This window comes from Serratia sp. GW822-FHT06E05 (assembly GCF_058799445.1).
The window spans coordinates 40,220-59,185 of the sequence record NZ_JBXALM010000007.1 but is presented as its reverse complement, the minus strand read 5'-3'; the positions used below and the strand labels follow the sequence as shown (position 1 = coordinate 59,185).

Below are 18,966 nucleotides of genomic sequence, written 5' to 3'. Positions count from 1 at the left end.
ATGAAATTAAACCTCGTTACCGTTAACGAGCGTTTTGGTGATGCTAAAGTCGCGGGTAAACGCGGTCAGGTTTGCCACCTTACCGGCTTCGATCGTGCCTAAACGATCGTCCACGCCGATAGCACGCGCCGGATAGAGTGTCGCCATACGCAGCGCTTCATCCAACGCGATGCCGACGTGTTCAACGCTGTTTTTCAACGCGTCAATCATGGTCAGCGCAGAGCCGCTCAGGGTGCCGTTCTCGTCCACGCACAGCCCATCGCGATAGTATATTGTTTTACCGGCAAAAATAAATTGGTCAATATCGGCACCCGCCGGGGCGGTGGCGTCGGTGACCAGCACCAATTTATCACCTTTCATGCGTTTGGCGTTACGGATACTCGCCCAGGCCACGTGATGGCCGTCGGCGATAATGCCGGTGTAGACTTCAGGCGTGTCGAAAATTGCCCCCATCAGCCCCGGTTCGCGCCCGGTGATATACGGCATGGCGTTATACAGGTGCGTGGCGAAAGTGATGCCGGCAGCAAAACCGGTGCGGGCCTGTTCGTAAGTCGCATTCGAGTGACCGGCGGACACCACGATGCCGGCGTCGGTCAGTTGCTTGATAAAGTGTGGCTCTACCATTTCCGGCGCCAGCGTCACCTTGGTGATCACATCGGCATTCGCGCACAGGTAATCGATCATCTCGCTGGTTGGCTTGCGGATAAACGCCGGGTTATGGGTGCCTTTTTTCAACGGGCTAAGGTACGGCCCTTCAAGGTGCAGACCCAACGCCTGATTCTGGTGTTTTTTCAGATAAGCGCGCATCACTTCGATGCTGTGCTTCATAAATTCGTCGCTGCTGGTGATCAGCGTCGGCAGATAGCTGGTGCAGCCGGATTTTTCGTTGGCACGCTGCATAATTTCCAGCGTCTCTTCCGAAATGGCGTCCAGCGAATCGTTAAATTGCACGCCGCCGCAGCCGTTAAGCTGCACGTCGATCAAACCGGGGGCCAGGATAGCGCCACCCAGATCGCGCGTTTCAATGCCGGCCGGCAGTTCAGCCAGCGGGCAAACTCGTTCAATCAGCCCATCAGCGATTACCACTGCATGGTCGTCAAGTACGTCGTGGCCGGTAAAAATACGGCCGTGGGTTAAAGCGAACATCGTAGCCCCCTGCAGGAATTAAAGACTCTTCACGCTTTCCGCTTCTAATTCGCGGAAATACTTAACGGTTTTGACTTTCAGCTCCATGGTGGATGGCTCATCGCACACCACAACGGCTTTGGCATGCAACTGCAGGCAACTGATGGTCCACATGTGGTTGATGTTGCCCTCCACAGCGGCTTCCAGCGCCTGAGCCTTGGCGTGGCCGGTCACCAAAATCATCACTTCCTCAGCGTCGAGCAGCGTGCCCACGCCCACGGTCAGTGCAAACTTCGGTACCAGGCTAACGTCGCCGCCAAAGAAGCGGGAGTTGGCGATGCGGGTATCTTCGGTCAGGGTTTTGATGCGAGTGCGCGAGGCCAGAGATGAAGCCGGCTCGTTAAACGCGATATGACCGTCGATGCCAACGCCACCCATGAACAGGTTGATCTTGCCGTAGGATTTGATTTTCGCTTCGTACTGGCGGCACTCGGCGTCAACGTCCGGTGCATTACCATTCAGCAGGTTGATATTTTCGCGTGGGATATCAACGTGATCAAAGAAATTACGGTACATGAAGGTATGATAGCTTTCCGGGTGTTCCTGCGGCAGGCCAACGTATTCATCCATGTTGAAAGTCACCACATGCTTAAAGCTTACTTCACCTGCTTTGTGCATCGCAATCAGATGTTTGTACGCTTCCAGCGGAGTACCGCCGGTTGGCAGGCCGAGCACAAACGGACGCTCCGCAGTAGGCTTGAATGCGTTGATGCGCTGGACGATATGGCGTGCGGCCCATTTGCCGACTTGTGCAGTATCTTTCAGTGGGATAAGTCTCATCTAACACCTCTTGGGGTAAGTAAACTAAAGCTATACTGGTTCGTGCCTGAACGAGAGTCTTAAGCCTAACCCAGGTTTATGATTCTCACGTGATGCGTCAGGTTCGATGATTTTTTTAATGATAAAATAAGTTTTGTGTGATGGCTAGCAATGTGGCAGCTTAAGACTGCTTTTTGGTGATATAAATCACAAAAAAGGAGGTTTTAATTTGCGATACGAAATAATTTTTTTACACTCCACTTTGTTGTCGTTCGTCCAGAGTTAATCGCAGTGTGTGATGGCGCTAGCGTAAAATATGATAAAGCCCATAAAAGGGCATTAGGGGGAATATTAAGGTGAACATACTCGGCTTTTTCCAAAGATTGGGCAGGTCGTTGCAACTGCCAATCGCAGTACTGCCCGTGGCGGCGCTCTTGCTCCGCTTCGGCCAGCCCGACTTACTCAATATTTCGTTCATCGCACAGGCCGGTGGATCAATCTTTGATAATTTGGCGTTGATCTTCGCTATCGGTGTGGCAGCAACCTGGTCGAAAGACAATGCTGGTTCAGCGGCACTGGCGGGTGCGGTAGGTTACTTCATCCTGACCAAAGCGATGGTCACCATCAACCCGGCGATCAATATGGGCGTGCTGGCCGGTATTATTACCGGTCTGGTGGGCGGTGCGGTTTATAACCGCTGGTCCGGCATCAAACTGCCTGAGTTCCTTTCCTTCTTCGGCGGTAAACGCTTCGTTCCTATCGCAACCGGCTTTTTCTGTTTAATCCTTGCGGCGATCTTTGGTTATATCTGGCCACCGGTTCAGAATGCCATCCACGCCGGCGGTGAATGGATTGTGTCCATGGGCGCTGTGGGTTCCGGCATCTTCGGTTTCGTTAACCGTCTGCTGATCCCAACCGGCTTGCATCAGGTATTGAACACCATCGCCTGGTTCCAGATTGGTGAATTCACCAATGCCGCGGGCACCATCTTCCACGGTGACATCAACCGCTTCTACGCGGGCGACGGCACTGCCGGGATGTTCATGTCCGGCTTCTTCCCAATCATGATGTTCGGTTTGCCGGGTGCGGCACTGGCCATGTATTTCGCTGCGCCGAAAGAGCGTCGCCCAATGGTTGGCGGTATGTTGCTGTCTGTGGCACTGACCGCGTTCCTGACCGGTGTGACTGAGCCCCTTGAATTCCTGTTCATGTTCCTGGCTCCGCTGCTGTATCTGGTCCATGCCATTTTGACCGGTATCAGCCTGTTTGTAGCCACCCTGCTGGGCATTCACGCTGGCTTCTCCTTCTCTGCAGGCGCCATCGACTATGTGTTGATGTACAACCTGCCGGCCGCCAGTAAAAACGTCTGGATGCTGGTCGTGATGGGTCTGGTCGCCTTCGCGGTGTACTTCGTACTGTTCTCCATCATTATCCGTGCATTCAACTTGAAAACTCCGGGTCGTGAAGATGCGTCTGACGATATCGTTGCACCGGAAGCCAACAGCAATACCGACGAAGGCTTGCGCGCGCTGTCTCGCAGCTATATCGGTGCCATCGGCGGTTCAGACAACCTGACCGGCATTGATGCTTGCATCACCCGTCTGCGTCTGAGCGTGAAAGATTCTTCGAAAGTGCTTGATGCAAGCTGCAAACGTCTGGGTGCCTCCGGCGTGGTGAAACTGAACAAGCAAACCGTTCAGGTCATCGTGGGTTCTAAAGCGGAAGCCATTGCCGACGGTATGCGTGCGGTTATCGCAGCCGGTCCGGTTCCTGCGGCAGAAGTGGCACCGGCAGCCGGTGTGACCGCAGTAAAAGCACAGGCGGTGCCTAATGCGGTGAAAGTGGCCTTCGAGTCGCTGGTGGCTCCGGTCACCGGTGAAGTGGTGGCGCTGGATCAGGTTCCTGATGAAGCCTTTGCCAGCAAAGCGGTAGGTGACGGTCTGGCGATTCGCCCAACGGATAAAACCGTCGTGGCGCCGGCTGACGGCACCATCGTGAAAATCTTCAACACCAACCACGCCTTCTGCCTGGAAACCGACAAGGGTGCGGAGATTGTGGTGCACATGGGTATCGACACCGTGGCATTGAACGGTCAGGGCTTCAAGCGTCTGGTTGAAGAGGGCGCTGAGGTGAAAGCCGGCCAGCCAATCCTTGAACTGGATCTGGACTTCCTGAACGCCAACGCACGCTCGATGATAAGCCCGGTAGTGGTCAGCAACGCTGACGATTACGCCGGTCTGTCGGCGCTGGCGACCGGTTCTGTGGTCGCAGGCCAGACCAAACTGTTCGAGATCCAAAAGTAAACCGATTTACCTGAGTAGTACCCGGGGTGTTTAACGAGTCATGACGGAACGCACCCTACCTTTGGCGGGAAGAGAGCAATCTCTTCCCGCTTTTTTATGGGCGATAGGTGACGAAAGCTGCCCCGATGTGGTGCGGCGATCTGTCGTGGTGCAACGCCCCGCATTTTTCGTGAAACAAACGGTTGTTTCCGGGCGTGGCTTGTTGGATCATAGGCGGTTATGTGTAGCGCTTTGCATTGAGGAATAGTGAAATGAGTGAGGCTGAAGCCCGCCCAACCAATTTTATCCGTCAGATCGTCGATGAAGATCTGGCTTCAGGGAAACATACGTCGGTACATACCCGTTTCCCGCCGGAGCCGAATGGTTATCTGCATATCGGCCATGCTAAATCCATTTGCCTTAACTTTGGCATCGCCAAAGATTACCAGGGCCAGTGCAACCTGCGTTTCGATGACACCAACCCGGTAAAAGAAGATATCGAGTTCGTTGAGTCGATCAAACACGACGTGGAGTGGCTGGGCTTTGAGTGGAGCGGCAACGTCCGCTACTCCTCAGATTACTTCGATCAGTTGCACCAGTATGCGGTAGAGCTGATTAACAAAGGGCTGGCCTACGTCGACGAGCTATCGCCTGAGCAAATCCGCGAATATCGCGGCAGCCTGACCTCACCGGGCAAAGACAGCCCGTACCGCGGTCGCAGCGTGGAAGAAAACCTGGCGCTGTTCGAAAAAATGCGCAACGGCGAATTTGCCGAAGGTAGCGCCTGCCTGCGTGCCAAGATCGACATGGCGTCACCGTTTATCGTGATGCGCGATCCTGTGCTGTACCGCATCAAGTTCGCGGAACACCACCAGACCGGCAACAAATGGTGCATCTACCCGATGTACGATTTCACCCACTGCATTTCCGATGCGCTGGAAGGGATCACCCATTCGCTGTGTACGCTGGAATTCCAGGACAACCGTCGTCTGTATGACTGGGTATTGGACAACATCACCATCCCTTGTCATCCGCGTCAGTACGAATTCTCACGCCTTAATCTCGAATACGCCATCATGTCTAAGCGTAAGCTGAACCAGTTGGTGACCGAGAAAATCGTTGAAGGTTGGGATGACCCGCGTATGCCGACCGTTTCCGGCCTGCGTCGTCGTGGCTATACCGCCGCATCCATCCGCGAATTCTGCCAGCGTATCGGCGTGACCAAGCAGGATAACAACGTTGAAATGGTGGCGCTCGAAGCTTGCATCCGTGAAGAGCTGAACGACAACGCACCGCGTGCGATGGCGGTGCTGGATCCGGTTAAGATTGTCATTGAAAATATGACTTCCGGCGTGGAAATGGTGACGATGCCTAATCACCCGAACAAGCCGGAAATGGGCAGCCGTGAAGTGCCGTTCAGCCGCGAGGTTTATATCGACCGTGCTGACTTCCGCGAAGAAGCCAACAAGCAATACAAGCGTCTGGTGCTGGGGAAAGAAGTGCGTTTGCGTAATGCCTACGTGATCAAAGCGGAACGCGTGGAGAAAGACGCAGAAGGCGAGATCACCACTATCTTCTGCAGCTACGATCCGGATACCTTGAGCAAAGATCCTGCCGATGGCCGTAAGGTGAAAGGCGTGATCCACTGGGTGTCTGCCGAGCACGCGTTGCCGGCGGAAATTCGCGTGTACGATCGTCTGTTCAACGTGCCAAACCCGGCAGCGGCAGAGGACTTCCTTGCCACCATTAACCCTGAGTCGCTGGTAATCAAGCACGGCTTTGTGGAGCCAAGCCTGGCAACTGCACAGCCGGAAAAAGCCTATCAGTTCGAGCGTGAGGGCTATTTCTGCGCCGATAATCGTTACTCCTCGGCAGAGCATCTGGTGTTTAACCGCACCGTTGGTTTGCGCGACACCTGGGCTAAAATCGGTGCCTGAGTGATAAGTGGTTAACGCAATAAGAGCGCAACTTCGGTTGCGCTTTTTTTATGTCTGTCGCCGTTATTTACCTTTCCTGTTGCGATGTAGTTCGCTCAATCAATGTTTAAATTTTTATCTGGCCGTTGTATCTGTAATTTCTTGATATAAATCATCACTCATATAACATTGTCTTATATATTCGTGATGCGAATTAATGTCATCTGGAGAGCGCTCTCATATTTTTTCCTCTGGCTGACTTTTTTGATTCGGCTGAAACCATTAATCGTCTTATATTGACCTCATATCATTATTTATTCTGATTTTATTGAATTTTTTATTCGACAATCTCCTTGCATAGCCGCGTAACAAAATCTCATCGATATGTGCTCTTTGTCATACTTTGACAAATCTCTCTGATATTTCATTTGATAATTCGCGTCGCGAAAAATAGTCTGTCTGTAGCAATAAGTGCTGTGGGGTTTTAGCCCTGTCAGCAATTTTTTTTACCCGATTGGGTTTTTATTGGCAGTCGTGCAGGGCAGTGGTGAACACGGGCGGCTGCAACTTTTAAAGTTAAGTCAAAGAGGAATTTCATTATGGGTACGCACGGTGCTCAGCGTAAAACGCTGGCGCTCGCAGTCGCGGGTGCGCTGTTGGGAACAGGGTTTGCCATGGCCCCTGAGGCGAAAGCCGCAGGATTTATCGATGATTCCACGATGACCGGCGGCGTATATTACTGGCAACGTGAGCGTGACCGTAAAGATCTCAATCCGACCAGTGACGATTACAATAAATACACCACCAACTTGTCGCATTCGACGGCCAACCTGAGCCTGGATTTTGCCTCGGGCTATGCCTGGGACATGTTCGGCCTGGACGTCGGCGCCTTTACCGCCATCGAGCTGGCTGAATCCAGCGCCAGCGGCCACCCGAATGAAATCGCGTTCTCTTCCAAAAACCGTACCTACGATGAAGACTACTCCGGCGACAAAGGCGGCATCAGCCTGTATAAAGCCGCCGGTAAATTCAAATATGGCCCCGTCTGGGCACGTGGCGGTTATATCCAGCCAAGTGGCCAAACTCTGTTGGCGCCGCATTGGAGCTTTATGCCCGGCACCTATCAGGGTGCAGAGGCCGGTGCCAAGTTTGACTACGGCGATGCCGGTGAGTTGAGCTTCTCTTATATGTGGACCAATAAATATAAAGCGCCATGGCATATCGAGATGGACGACTTCCGCCAGAACGATAAAAAAACCGGTGTCTCCTATCTGCACTCGCTGGGTGCCAAATACGACTTCAAAAACGATTTGGTGCTGGAGGCGGCATTCGGCCAAGCCCAGGGCTATGTGAATCAGTACTTCACCAAGGCATCTTATAAATTCGATCTGGTAGGCAACCCGCTCACCACCAGTTACCAATTCTATGGCACCGAAGACCGCATTAACGACAAGAACGACCCGAACAGTATTTACGACGGCCTGGCCTGGCTGCAGGCACTGACCTTTGGTTACACCACTGGCCAGTTCAACTGGCGCCTGGAAGGGACCATGGTCAAGGCCGAAGGCAACCAGGGCTACTTCCTGCAGCGTATGACGCCAACCTATGCTTCTTCTAACGGCCGTCTCGACGTGTGGTGGGATAACCGTTCCGACTTTAACGCCAACGGCGAAAAAGCGGTTTATGCCGGGGTGATGTATGACCTGAGCAACTGGAACCTGCCGGGCATGGCGGTGGGCGGTTCTTACGTTTATGCCTGGGACGCCAAACCGAGCACCAACCCTATGTACGATCAGAGCCAGCGTCTGAAAGAGAGCGCCTGGAGCCTGGACGCCATGTACACCATTCAGGAAGGCCGCGCCAAAGGCACGCTGCTGAAACTGCACTACACCCAATACGACAACCACACCAATATCCCAAGCTGGGGCGGGGGTTACGGCAACATCTTCCAGGACGAGAAAGACGTCAAATTCATGGTTATCGCGCCATTCACCATTTTCTAAACCTACCTAGAGCTTTCGAGTTGCAGCTGGTGCAGATAACGACGCTGCGGCTTGAAAGATGGCGGGTATATTCCCCGGCGGCAGAGCCGGGGTCATTTAACGGGAATAACACGATGAAAAAAATCATGATGATGTTGGCTGCGGTAGCCACGTTGAGCGCCTGTGTACAGCCTGCGGCACCGCCGGAAGATGCCAAATTGAAACAGGCCTACAGCGCCTGTATCAACACCGCGGAGGGCTCACCGGAAAAATTGCAGTCATGCCAGGCAGTGCTGAACGTACTGAAACAAGAGAAACAGCATCAACAGTTCGCCGAGAAAGAAACGGTGCGGGTGATGGATTATCAAAACTGCATTCAGGCAGTTCATAGCGGTAACGGCCAGGCCTATGACGCCAAATGTGGCCAGATTTGGAAAGAGATCCGCGATAACAACAATTAAGGACGATGATAAAAATGAATAAATTCAAATTGAGCGCGCTTGCCGCACTGACGGCAACCATTGGGTTATTTGGCAGCGTGGGGAACGCGATGGCCAATCAGCCGCTGGTGGATCAACTGAGCCAGTTGAAACTGAATTTGAAAATGGTCGATAACCGGGCAGCCGAAAACGGTCTGGATTGCGGCAAGCTGGGTGCCGACTGGGCGGCTTGCAACAAGGTGCTGATCGGCCTGACCAACGACAATCAGGAGATCAAAGGTCAGGACTGGGCGATTTACTTCCATAGCGCCCGTCAGACCCTGCGTGTGGATAACGACCAGTTCAAGATATCTCACCTGACCGGTGATCTGTACAAGCTGGAACCTACCGACAAATTTACCGGCTTCCCTGCGGGGAAAACGGTAGAGATCCCGATTATCACTGAATATTGGCAACTGTTTAAAACCGACTTCGTGCCACGTTGGTACGCCACCTCGGGCGATGCCAAGCCTAAAATTCTGGTCAATACCGATACCGAAGATCTGAACCAGTTCGTTGCGCCCTTTACCGGCGACCAGTGGAAGCGTACCAAAGACGACAATAACATCCTGATGACGCCGGCCTCGCGCTTTACGAAAAACGCCGAGCTAAAAACCTTACCCACCGCGTCGTTACGTGGTCAGATAGTGCCAACGCCGTTGCAGGTTAAAGTGCATGCGCAGGATGTTGATCTGAGCAAAGGCGTTGCATTGGAGCTGAGCGCATTGTCCAAACCGGCGGCGGACGCCGTAGCCCAGCGTTTCGCGCTGTTGGGAATAACCAGTAACGCAGCCGGTTATCCGATCAAGACCGATATTCAACCGGGAAAATTCAAAGGCGAGTTGGCGGTACCGGGCGCTTATGAATTGATCATCGGCAAGCAGGAAGCGCGAGTCATTGGTTTCGATCAGACCGGGGTGTTCTATGGCCTGCAGTCCATCTTGTCATTAGTGCCTACCGAAGGTAGCGCCAAAATCGCTATGCTGGAGGCCAAAGATGCGCCGCGCTTCCAGTATCGTGGCATCTTCCTGGATGTCGCACGTAACTTCCACCAGAAGGATGCGGTGTTGCGCTTGCTGGACCAAATGGCGGCGTACAAGCTCAATAAATTCCACTTCCATCTGAGTGATGACGAAGGTTGGCGCATCGCCATACCGGGCTTGCCGGAACTGACCGAAGTCGGTGGGCAGCGTTGCCACGACTTGAGCGAAACCACCTGCCTGTTGCCGCAGTATGGTCAGGGTCCGGAGGTTTATGGCGGCTTCTTCTCTCGCCAGGATTACATCGACATTATCAAGTACGCCAAGGCGCGCCAGATTGAAGTGATCCCGGAAATCGATATGCCGGCGCATGCCCGTGCGGCGGTGGTCTCAATGGAAGCGCGCTATAAGAAACTGCATGCCGCCGGTAAAGAACAAGAGGCCAACGAGTTCCGTTTAGTGGATCCAACCGATACCTCTAACACCACCTCGGTGCAGTACTTCAACCGCCAAAGCTATCTCAACCCTTGCCTGGATTCATCCAAACGTTTTGTCGACAAGGTGATCGGCGAGATTGCCCAGATGCATAAAGAGGCCGGGCAGTCGCTGAGTACCTGGCACTTTGGCGGTGACGAGGCGAAAAACATCCGGTTAGGTGCTGGTTATACCGATGTGAACAAGCCGGAAGCCGGCAAAGGCGTCATCGATCAGAGCAAAGAAGACAAGCCATGGGCAAAATCTCAGGTCTGCCAGGCGATGATCAAAGATGGCAAGGTCGCCGATATGGAGCACCAGCCAAGCTACTTCGGAGTAGAAGTCAGCCAATTGGTGAAAGCGCATGGGATCGACAGAATGCAAGCCTGGCAGGATGGCCTGAAAGATGCCAAAAACGCCAAGGCCTTTGCTACCCAGCGTGTCGGGGTTAACTTCTGGGATACGCTGTATTGGGGCGGGTTCGACAGTGCCAATGACTGGGCGAACAAGGGCTACGAACTGATCCTTTCAAACCCGGATTATGTCTACATGGACTTCCCGTATGAGGTGAACCCGGACGAGCGTGGTTACTACTGGGGAACGCGTTTCAGCGATGAACAGAAAATGTTCAGCTTTGCGCCAAACAACCTGCCGCAAAACGCCGAAACCTCGGTTGATCGCGATGGTAATCACTTTACCGCCAAGAGCGACAAGCCCTGGCCGGGGGCTTACGGTATTTCCGCGCAGATGTGGAGCGAAACCCAGCGTACCGACGAGCAAATGGAGTACATGATCTTCCCTCGTTCGCTGTCGGTGGCCGAGCGCGCATGGCACCGGGCAGCGTGGGAGCAGGATTACCGGGCGGGCCGGGAGTATAAAGGCGGCGAAACCCACTTCATCGATACCAAGAAGCTGGACCGCGATTGGCTGCGCTTTGCCAACCTGCTCGGTCAGCGTGAGCTGGCAAAACTGGACAAAGGTGGTGTGAACTATCGGTTGCCGGTGCCAGGCGCCCGAGTGGTGGGAGGCAAGCTGGAAGCCAATATTTCGCTGCCGGGACTGGGCATTGAATATTCCACCGACGGCGGCAAGCAGTGGCAGCGTTACGATGCCAAGGCCAAGCCAAGTGTTAGCGGTGAGGTACTGATCCGTGCAGTCAGCCCGGACGGCAAGCGTTATAGCCGCGCCGAGAAAGTGTAACTCCTGAACAACGGCCCGTCTGTTCGCAGGCGGGCCGTTGTTACTTGACCAGGGCAGCGTCCGGCGTAATCGGACATGAATTCGACTATCGGGTGCGTTTTTTCCGGGATTGCCGGTACCTGTTAATACCGAACCAAGCTCTGTTGCTCATCCGCGTGTCGGCGGGTGGGGGAGTGCTGAGAGTGTAAGTGGGAAGCGAGAGAAGTGCTGTAGAGAAGTGCCGCTGCAATTGTTGTATTTAACGTTGTGAACTTTCCCCGGCCTGTCCGGGGATTTTTTATCCTATTATCGCAGGCACAAAAAAACCGCCGTTAAGGCGGTTCTCAATGCCGGTTAGGACATTATTTTTTGTCGTGCAGGGTGTCGTCTTCGCGGCAGTCACCGGTCTCACAGTGGCCGTACAGGTACAGGCTGTGGTTGGTGAGCTTGATGCCGTGTTGTTTGGCGATATCACGCTGACGCACTTCGATAGACTCATCGCTGAATTCGATCACTTTGCCGCAATCCAGGCAAATCAGGTGATCGTGGTGATGTTGCTGGGTCAATTCGAACACGGACTTGCCGCCTTCGAAGTTGTGACGGGTCACAATGCCGGCATCATCAAATTGGTTCAGTACGCGGTAAACCGTAGCCAGGCCAATTTCTTCGCCCATATCTATCAGTTTTTTGTACAGATCTTCCGCACTGACGTGATGGCATTCCGGATTTTGCAGTACTTCCAGGATTTTGAGTCGCGGAAGCGTGACTTTTAAGCCGGCCTTCTTCAATGCGGTGTTGTTGTCAGTCATGCGGATTCAGTCCTGTTACTATGCTAATCAAGTTGAGGCGTTCTCGCCTTTGGCATCGGTCGGCACAAAGAGTTAATTGCGTCTCATTATAGAACCGGTTGCTCTAAATGGAAACCGCCGGTTGTTAACAAAGCTATAATTGCACAATTGCATGTTATACATGCAACGTCTTGATGAATGGGATAAACCGAAAACTCAGTCTACCTTGATGGTGTGGGAAGTTACAAATCTGTAGCTTCTATTGCAGTAATTTGTACTGCCAATGATGGCCCTGCCGGCACACTATGCACTTTGCAGGGCTTTTGTTCAACCTTTGGCGTTACCCGACGATTTCGGCCAGGCTCAGCTCTTCGACGATTTGTTTTACCCAGCCTTCAACACGTTCGTTGGTCAGCTCAGGTTGGCGATCTTCGTCAATGGCCAGGCCGATGAAATGGCTGTCGTTGGCCAAGCCTTTGGACGCTTCAAAGTGGTAACCCTTGGTTGGCCAGTGGCCTACGATCGCGGCGCCACGCGGTTCAATGATGTCGCGAATGGTACCCATCGCATCACAGAAATACTCTGCGTAGTCTTCCTGATCGCCACAGCCGAACAGCGCAACCAGCTTGCCGTTGAAGTCAATTTCTTCCAGCGTTGGGAAGAAATCGTCCCAGTCGCACTGCGCTTCGCCGTAGTACCAGGTTGGGATACCGAGCAGCAGGATATCGAAAGCTTCCAGATCTTCTTTGCTGCTTTTGGCGATGTCATGAATTTCAGCTACCTCTTTACCAAACTGCTGCTGAAGAATTTTCTGGATCATCTTGGCAATGTTTTCGGTATTGCCAGTGTCGCTGCCAAAGAAAATGCCTACATTAGCCATATCGCGTATAACCTTTAAATTCAATAAATTGCATTCACGATGTTAGCGTTGACTACGATAACACCGATTAAAATGATGCCATGGCAAGAGATTATCTCTTACCGGTAAGTGCGTATCATGCCAGAAATTTACCCCGGGTATTTATCACTTTAATGCGATGCCGGGTGGAATAAAGCGGTGTTGATCGGGCGTCATCCTTAACGCCGCGCCGCATGTGCGGCTGCAATGATCAATGTTCTGGCTGCTCGTCCGCCAGTTGTGCCAGCAGCATTTGCTCAATAAGCTCGCTGCGGCTGATATTACGCTGTTCCGCCAGTTTGTTCAGGGCGTCCACCGCATCCGCATTGATCTTCAGTTCCACACGCCGTAAGCCACGGACTTTATCGCGTCGAAGCTGATTACGCTTATTGATTCTAAGCTGTTCATCTCGGGATAGCGGGTTGGTTTTCGGGCGCCCCGGACGGCGTTCATCTGCGAACAGATCCAGCGTCGTGCGATCCGTTTGTTCTTTTGCCATAGGTAGCGGTACTGCAAGGGAGTTTGCATCAAAAAGCGCTTACACGCTTCCGGACGGTTCGGTTAACACACTTCGGGCCAATAAACCCTAACCCAAATTCACCCCAGCCTGACGTTAGCGAACACGCTCGGCACGGCGGCAAAATTATAGCGCGCCATATTACCCCAGCAGGTAGAGCGACGACAATGCTTAACTGAGCCGAAAACGCGCTAAGCCGTTATCTTTAGCGCGTTTTTTCATCAGATGGTGACTTTGGGAGAGAAACGGCCCATTTGTCGGGCCTGGCGCGACTCAGGCTTCGCCGAGAAAGCGGTGAATGGCGCGCAACACCGCCTCCGGTTTTTCCGCATGAACCCAGTGTCCGGTACCGGCAACGACGTGAGCGCGAGCCTGCGGGAATTGACGGGCAATATCTTCGCGATAGCTGTCCTGCACGTAAGGCGACAGGCCGCCGCGGATAAACAGCGTCGGGTGAGGCCAGGCCGGCACTTCCTGCCAGCCGGTGATGTTCTCGTACTCTTCGATCAGCACCGGCAGATTGAAACGCCATTCGCCCTGGTGGAAGGATTTCAGCAGGAACTGGATCACGCCTTCCTCATTCAGGTAGCCGCGCATCAATTCCGCCGCCTGCTGGCGTTGGGTAATGCCCGCGGCGCTTACCGCCTGCAACGCGACAAAAATTTCGTCGTGGCGGCGCGTTTGATAGTCCACCGGCGCAACGTCAATGATGATCAGCTTCTCCACGCGCTGCGGGGCGATTGCCGTCAGCGCCATGGCCGCTTTGCCGCCCATCGAGTGGCCAATGACAATGACCTTCTCCAACTGCAAATCGTCCAGCAACGTCAGCAGATCCTGCGCCATCTCCGGGTAGGTCATGACCTCAGAACGCGGTGACAGGCCGTGGTTGCGCAGATCGACTTTAACTACGCTGTGCTGCTGGTTCAGGTCGCGCGCCAGCACGCCCAGGTTGTCCAAATTGCCAAACAGCCCGTGGATCAGGATCACCGGCAGTGTATCGGACTCGGTGGCCAGCAGTTGATAATGTAATTTCATGGCGAAGTTCATACTGAGAGAGATTCAGATTAGGTTATCATGATTAAAACACTCGATGAATAAACCCGTCGCCTTTCAAGCGGCAGCGTTGTTCGCTGTACTTGCTGCAACTTAAAATCCATAGGATAAAACGTGGATTTTTCATGATAAGGTGCAGGTTTGGCAGCGCCGGTGTCCGGCGGGCTATAGGTATTAGTCTGCTTTTGCCGCATTGGGGCACATTGTTATGTTCGCCTCTGCGCTTTTAACCATATAATCCCATGGCTTGAATGCCGGATCTGGCTTCAGGTTCTAAGTAGAAAAAAACAGTACTGGATAAAGATGAAAACTATTGAAGTCGACGAAGAGCTCTACCGCTATATTGCCAGCCACACGCAACATATTGGTGAGAGCGCGTCCGATATTTTGCGCCGTATGTTGAAATTTACCGCAGGCCAGCCGTTACGTGCAGCGCCGGCCGCCAGCGCACAGAGCGCAGAACAGGAAAAAATCGTTGCCGCATCGCGCCCGCGCGATCGCGTGCGTGCCGTGCGTGAACTGTTGTTGTCGGATGAGTACGCCGAACAGAGCAAAGCGGTAAACCGTTTTATGCTGGTACTTTCTACCCTGTATACCCTCGATGCGGCCGGCTTTGCCAGCGCCACCGATGCGTTGCATGGCCGTACCCGTACCTATTTTGCCGGCGATCAGCAAACCCTGTTGGCGAACGGAACGCACACCAAGCCAAAGCACGTTCCGGGCACGCCTTACTGGGTGATCACCAATACCAATACCGGTCGCAAACGCAGCATGGTTGAACACATCATGCAGGCTATGCAGTTCCCGACGGAACTGACTGAAAAAGTTTGCGGCACTATCTAATTTAGCGAACAGCCCGTCATGGTGGCCGTGAGCGACATATTGCCAGGCCGCAGGACAGGGATTAGGGAGATATGTCGATGGCGAATAACCCACGTGCCGGGCAGCCGGCTCAGCAAAGCGATTTGATCAACGTAGCCCAGCTGACGTCGCAGTACTATGTACTGCAACCGGAAGCGGGCAACGCCGCACACGCGGTCAAGTTCGGGACTTCAGGCCATCGCGGCAGTGCGCTGCGCCACAGCTTTAACGAAGCCCACATTCTCGCTATCGCGCAGGCGATTGCCGAAGTGCGTCATCAGCAGGGTGTGACCGGTCCATGCTATGTGGGCAAAGACACCCATGCGCTGTCGGAGCCTGCCTTCATTTCAGTGCTGGAAGTGCTGAGCGCCAACGGCGTTGATGTGATCGTGCAGGAAAATAACGGCTTCACGCCAACGCCTGCGGTCTCCCATGCCATCCTGTGCCACAACCGTAACGGTGGGGCATTGGCCGACGGCATCGTGATCACCCCGTCCCACAATCCGCCTGAAGATGGCGGCATCAAATATAACCCGACCAACGGCGGCCCGGCGGACACCAATCTGACCTCGGTGATTGAAAAGCGCGCCAATGAATTGCTGTCTCTGCAGCTGAAAGGCGTTCAGCGTCAATCGCTGGATAAGGCCTGGGCCAGCGGCCGTGTGCATGCACAGGACCTGGTGCAGCCATATGTTGAAGGGCTGGTGGACGTGGTTGATATGCCTGCGATTCAGCGTGCCGGCCTGAAGCTGGGCGTCGATCCACTCGGCGGTTCCGGCATCGCCTACTGGCAGCGTATCGCCGAGCATTACAAGCTGGATCTGACGCTGGTGAACGATGCTATCGATCAGACCTTCCGCTTTATGCACCTGGACCACGACGGTGTGATCCGTATGGACTGCTCTTCAGAACCGGCGATGGGTGGCCTGCTGGCGCTGCGCGACAAGTTCGACCTGGCGTTTGCCAACGATCCGGATTACGACCGCCACGGCATAGTTACGCCTGCGGGGCTGATGAACCCGAACCATTATCTGGCGGTTGCCATCAACTATCTGTTCCAGCATCGTCCACAGTGGAGTGCTAACGTAGCGGTAGGCAAGACGCTGGTTTCCAGCGCGATGATTGACCGCGTGGTAGCTGATTTGGGCCGCAAGCTGGTGGAAGTGCCGGTGGGCTTCAAATGGTTCGTTGATGGCCTGCATGACGGTAGGCTGGGCTTTGGCGGCGAAGAGAGCGCAGGGGCTTCGTTCCTGCGTTTCAATGCTACCCCGTGGTCTACTGATAAAGACGGTATCATCATGTGCCTGTTGGCGGCGGAAATCACCGCAGTGACCGGCGAAAATCCGCAGCATCACTACGAAGACCTGGCCAAGCGTTTTGGTGCCCCGAGCTACAACCGCATTCAGGCACCGGCAACTTCTGCGCAGAAAGCGGCGTTGTCCAAGTTGTCACCGGAAATGGTCAAGGCCGATACTCTGGCGGGTGATCCTATTACCGCACGTTTGACGGCGGCACCGGGCAACGGCGCATCGATTGGTGGCCTGAAAGTGATGACCGACAACGGCTGGTTCGCGGCACGTCCTTCTGGTACCGAAGAAGCCTACAAGATTTACTGTGAGAGCTTCCTCGGTGCTGAGCACCGTGAAAAGATCGAGCACGAAGCGGTAGAAATCGTCAGCGAAGTGCTGGCTTCTGCCAAGTAAGGCCTCTCTCCCTTGAAAAAAAGCGCTGTAAAAACAGCGCTTTTTTTATGTCTGCAATTTAGATATATCTTTTTCATTCTTCCCCTCTTGCGCATTTAGATATATCGATCTAGATTAGATATATCGAAGTGACTTAGATATATCTAAATCACCTCGTCAACTGATTATCCAATGCGAGGTACAGACTATGTTTCACCGTTTAGATTTACACCGTCGTCACGGCTGCCGCCATGACAGCGAAGAAGAGCACGAACATCACCATCGTCGTCGTGGCGGTCGCCATCATTTTGGCGACGACCATGGTGAAGAGCATGGCCGGGGAGGGCGCGGCGGTCGTGGCGGCCGTCACCGCATGTTTGAACACGGCGATCTGCGGCTGGTGCTGCTGGCGCTGGTGGCGCGTAAACCGAGCCACGGTTACGAACTGATCAAGGCGATCGACGAGGCGTCTTCCGGTCTCTATGTGCCAAGCCCAGGGGTGATTTACCCGACCCTGACGCTGCTGGAAGAGCAGGATTTCCTCGAGCCGATCACCAGCGGCAACGGCCGTAAAAGCTATCAGATCACCGAGCTGGGCCAGAGTGAATTACAAAAACACCAGGCCGTCGTCGATGTGATCCTGGCCCGTTTGGCCGGTGCCGGTCGCGGCCACCATCATCATGGCAATCTGGCGGAAGGCATCTCCGACGCCATGAACCGCCTGCGCAGTTTGTTGCGTGGCAATGTGATGCGCGCCGATCTTTCGCCACAGCAGGTCGAACGCATCAATGCGGCGCTGCTCACCGCGGTGGCGGCAATTGAAAGTGAAATGAACATTGCTCCAACAGATACAGATAAGGAAAACAACTGATGCCTGGCCACCGTTTCCGCATTACCGTTGAAGCCCTGAGCGATCGCCAAGGCGAGCCCGTTGAGAAAACGCCACTGAGTTTTGAGGTGGAAAACCACGACGATATTCTTGGCATCGTTGAGCGCATCAAAGCGCGCGAAGATCTGAACTTTGGCGAGAATAACAGCGCGGCCTTCGCCGTCGGCTTGAAGCTGTTCTCTGAAGTGATGATCGAAAACCGCAAGCACCCGGTGTTTGCCCCGCTGCGCGAGGCGTTCAAAGAATTTATGGTGGGGCTGAAGAAAGGCCAAAACGTGTAGGGGTGCCACATGCTGCACCCGTTTAATCGAATTTTGCATCAGCTTAACCGTATGCTGCGCCGTTTCACCTCATGGCATAAAGCGGTAACCGACGCCGGTTTCGGTCAGCAAGTGTTTTGGCCGGGCCGGATCGGCTTCCAGTTTTTGCCGCAGATGCCCCATATAAATTCGCAGATAGTGGCTGTGTTCGACGTAGTTCGGTCCCCAGACGTGGCTTAATAGCTGACGCTGGGTGATTACCTTGCCGGAGTTGGCCAGCAGTTCGGCCAGCAGGCGAAACTCTATCGGTGTCAGATGCAGATCTTCACCCTGGCGCAATACCCGGCGGTTGATCAGATCGACGGTGATTTCGGAAAAGCTGACCAACGGACTCTCCTGCAGGCTGCCTGAATGGCGGCGCAAGGCAACTCGCACGCGGGCCAGCAGTTCGCCGATGCCAAACGGCTTGCTGAGATAGTCATCCGCCCCGGCATCCAGCGCGGCAATTTTGTCTTCTTCGGCATTACGCGCCGACAGCACAATCACCGGAATGGCGCTCCACTGGCGTAGATCGCGGATATAGTTAAGCCCGTCACCGTCCGGCAACCCTAAATCGAGAATAATCAGATCCGGCTTGCGCGTGCCGGCTTCAATCAGCCCGCGCTGCAGCGTTTCGCTTTCAAACACCCGTAGCCCCTCACTTTCGAGCGCGGTACGGACGAAGCGCCGGATCTCTTTCTCATCTTCGACAATCAGAATATTGGTTGGCGTGCTGCTCACAA

16 protein-coding genes are annotated in these 18,966 nt (G+C 54.0%); 9 read left to right on the top strand and 7 right to left on the bottom strand.

The window, feature by feature from the left end; translation table 11 throughout:
- Positions 1-6 precede the first annotated feature (6 nt).
- Both nagA and nagB read right to left on the bottom strand, forming a co-directional pair.
- On the bottom strand, positions 7-1,146 hold the full coding sequence (nagA, locus tag AC1RKC_RS16480) for an N-acetylglucosamine-6-phosphate deacetylase (RefSeq protein WP_020825639.1): 1,140 nt from the start codon (positions 1,144-1,146) through the stop codon (positions 7-9).
- An 18-nt stretch (positions 1,147-1,164) separates the two neighbouring features.
- Positions 1,165-1,965 (bottom strand): glucosamine-6-phosphate deaminase, encoded by an 801-nt coding sequence (gene nagB, locus AC1RKC_RS16475; RefSeq protein WP_020825640.1) that lies wholly within the window; start codon positions 1,963-1,965, stop codon positions 1,165-1,167.
- 335 nt (positions 1,966-2,300) lie between these two features.
- Between nagB and nagE the strand changes: the two genes are divergently transcribed.
- From nagE to AC1RKC_RS16450, 5 genes are all read left to right on the top strand, one after another.
- On the top strand, positions 2,301-4,247 hold the full coding sequence (gene nagE, locus AC1RKC_RS16470) for a PTS N-acetyl glucosamine transporter subunit IIABC (RefSeq protein ID WP_041414298.1): 1,947 nt from the start codon (positions 2,301-2,303) through the stop codon (positions 4,245-4,247).
- Positions 4,248-4,498: 251 nt separating this feature from the next.
- Entirely contained in the window at positions 4,499-6,163 is a 1,665-nt protein-coding gene (gene glnS, locus AC1RKC_RS16465; RefSeq protein WP_020825642.1) for a glutamine--tRNA ligase, read from the top strand.
- A 578-nt stretch (positions 6,164-6,741) separates the two neighbouring features.
- A complete protein-coding gene (chiP, locus tag AC1RKC_RS16460) occupies positions 6,742-8,145 on the top strand; it encodes a chitoporin ChiP (protein WP_020825643.1) in 1,404 nt (467 codons plus the stop codon).
- Positions 8,146-8,258: 113 nt separating this feature from the next.
- On the top strand, positions 8,259-8,585 hold the full coding sequence (chiQ, locus tag AC1RKC_RS16455; protein WP_020825644.1) for a ChiQ/YbfN family lipoprotein: 327 nt from the start codon (positions 8,259-8,261) through the stop codon (positions 8,583-8,585).
- Positions 8,586-8,599: 14 nt separating this feature from the next.
- Complete coding sequence (locus AC1RKC_RS16450; protein WP_493092542.1) at positions 8,600-11,257, top strand: beta-N-acetylhexosaminidase; 2,658 nt, start codon at positions 8,600-8,602, stop codon at positions 11,255-11,257.
- Between the two features lie 341 nt (positions 11,258-11,598).
- On the opposite strand, the gene fur is transcribed toward AC1RKC_RS16450, so the two are convergent.
- The 4 genes from fur to ybfF form a co-directional block, all read right to left on the bottom strand.
- Positions 11,599-12,045 carry a ferric iron uptake transcriptional regulator gene (fur, locus tag AC1RKC_RS16445; RefSeq protein WP_020825646.1) on the bottom strand — a complete coding sequence of 149 codons (447 nt, stop codon included), beginning with the start codon at positions 12,043-12,045 and terminating at the stop codon, positions 11,599-11,601.
- A gap of 319 nt (positions 12,046-12,364) precedes the next feature.
- Positions 12,365-12,904 carry a flavodoxin FldA gene (gene fldA / locus AC1RKC_RS16440; protein ID WP_048759474.1) on the bottom strand — a complete coding sequence of 180 codons (540 nt, stop codon included), beginning with the start codon at positions 12,902-12,904 and terminating at the stop codon, positions 12,365-12,367.
- A gap of 229 nt (positions 12,905-13,133) precedes the next feature.
- Complete coding sequence (gene ybfE, locus AC1RKC_RS16435) at positions 13,134-13,421, bottom strand: LexA regulated protein (protein WP_004949692.1); 288 nt, start codon at positions 13,419-13,421, stop codon at positions 13,134-13,136.
- A 291-nt stretch (positions 13,422-13,712) separates the two neighbouring features.
- On the bottom strand, positions 13,713-14,486 hold the full coding sequence (ybfF, locus tag AC1RKC_RS16430; protein ID WP_371078353.1) for an esterase: 774 nt from the start codon (positions 14,484-14,486) through the stop codon (positions 13,713-13,715).
- A 309-nt stretch (positions 14,487-14,795) separates the two neighbouring features.
- Here ybfF and seqA point away from each other — a divergent pair, with 309 nt between their 5' ends.
- The 4 genes from seqA to AC1RKC_RS16410 all read left to right on the top strand — a co-directional run bounded on the left by seqA (position 14,796) and on the right by AC1RKC_RS16410 (position 18,205).
- Entirely contained in the window at positions 14,796-15,335 is a 540-nt protein-coding gene (gene seqA, locus AC1RKC_RS16425) for a replication initiation negative regulator SeqA (RefSeq protein WP_116691007.1), read from the top strand.
- A 77-nt stretch (positions 15,336-15,412) separates the two neighbouring features.
- Positions 15,413-17,056: a phosphoglucomutase (alpha-D-glucose-1,6-bisphosphate-dependent) gene (gene pgm, locus AC1RKC_RS16420; RefSeq protein ID WP_261138613.1), complete on the top strand. Its 1,644-nt coding sequence runs from the start codon at positions 15,413-15,415 to the stop codon at positions 17,054-17,056.
- Positions 17,057-17,243: 187 nt separating this feature from the next.
- Positions 17,244-17,906: a PadR family transcriptional regulator gene (locus AC1RKC_RS16415; RefSeq protein ID WP_261135028.1), complete on the top strand. Its 663-nt coding sequence runs from the start codon at positions 17,244-17,246 to the stop codon at positions 17,904-17,906.
- The gene (locus tag AC1RKC_RS16410) at positions 17,906-18,205 is read left to right on the top strand and encodes a DUF3861 domain-containing protein (RefSeq protein ID WP_020825652.1); all 300 of its coding nucleotides are present in this window, start codon (positions 17,906-17,908) and stop codon (positions 18,203-18,205) included. The genes AC1RKC_RS16415 and AC1RKC_RS16410 overlap by 1 nt, the downstream gene beginning before the upstream one ends.
- 69 nt (positions 18,206-18,274) lie before the next feature.
- On the opposite strand, the gene kdpE is transcribed toward AC1RKC_RS16410, so the two are convergent.
- Positions 18,275-18,964, bottom strand: a complete 690-nt coding sequence (gene kdpE / locus AC1RKC_RS16405; protein ID WP_020825653.1) for a two-component system response regulator KdpE — start codon at positions 18,962-18,964, stop codon at positions 18,275-18,277.
- Positions 18,965-18,966 lie beyond the last annotated feature (2 nt).

Coding starts and splice junctions, on each gene's coding strand:
- nagB (WP_020825640.1), bottom strand. CDS start 1,965: ATGAGACTTATCCCACTGAAAGATACTGCACAAGTCGGCAAATGGGCC.
- AC1RKC_RS16415 (WP_261135028.1), top strand. CDS start 17,244: ATGTTTCACCGTTTAGATTTACACCGTCGTCACGGCTGCCGCCATGAC.
- glnS (WP_020825642.1), top strand. CDS start 4,499: ATGAGTGAGGCTGAAGCCCGCCCAACCAATTTTATCCGTCAGATCGTC.
- AC1RKC_RS16410 (WP_020825652.1), top strand. CDS start 17,906: ATGCCTGGCCACCGTTTCCGCATTACCGTTGAAGCCCTGAGCGATCGC.
- chiP (WP_020825643.1), top strand. CDS start 6,742: ATGGGTACGCACGGTGCTCAGCGTAAAACGCTGGCGCTCGCAGTCGCG.
- ybfE (WP_004949692.1), bottom strand. CDS start 13,421: ATGGCAAAAGAACAAACGGATCGCACGACGCTGGATCTGTTCGCAGAT.
- pgm (WP_261138613.1), top strand. CDS start 15,413: ATGGCGAATAACCCACGTGCCGGGCAGCCGGCTCAGCAAAGCGATTTG.
- AC1RKC_RS16450 (WP_493092542.1), top strand. CDS start 8,600: ATGAATAAATTCAAATTGAGCGCGCTTGCCGCACTGACGGCAACCATT.
- seqA (WP_116691007.1), top strand. CDS start 14,796: ATGAAAACTATTGAAGTCGACGAAGAGCTCTACCGCTATATTGCCAGC.
- nagA (WP_020825639.1), bottom strand. CDS start 1,146: ATGTTCGCTTTAACCCACGGCCGTATTTTTACCGGCCACGACGTACTT.
- fldA (WP_048759474.1), bottom strand. CDS start 12,904: ATGGCTAATGTAGGCATTTTCTTTGGCAGCGACACTGGCAATACCGAA.
- chiQ (WP_020825644.1), top strand. CDS start 8,259: ATGAAAAAAATCATGATGATGTTGGCTGCGGTAGCCACGTTGAGCGCC.
- fur (WP_020825646.1), bottom strand. CDS start 12,045: ATGACTGACAACAACACCGCATTGAAGAAGGCCGGCTTAAAAGTCACG.
- ybfF (WP_371078353.1), bottom strand. CDS start 14,486: ATGAACTTCGCCATGAAATTACATTATCAACTGCTGGCCACCGAGTCC.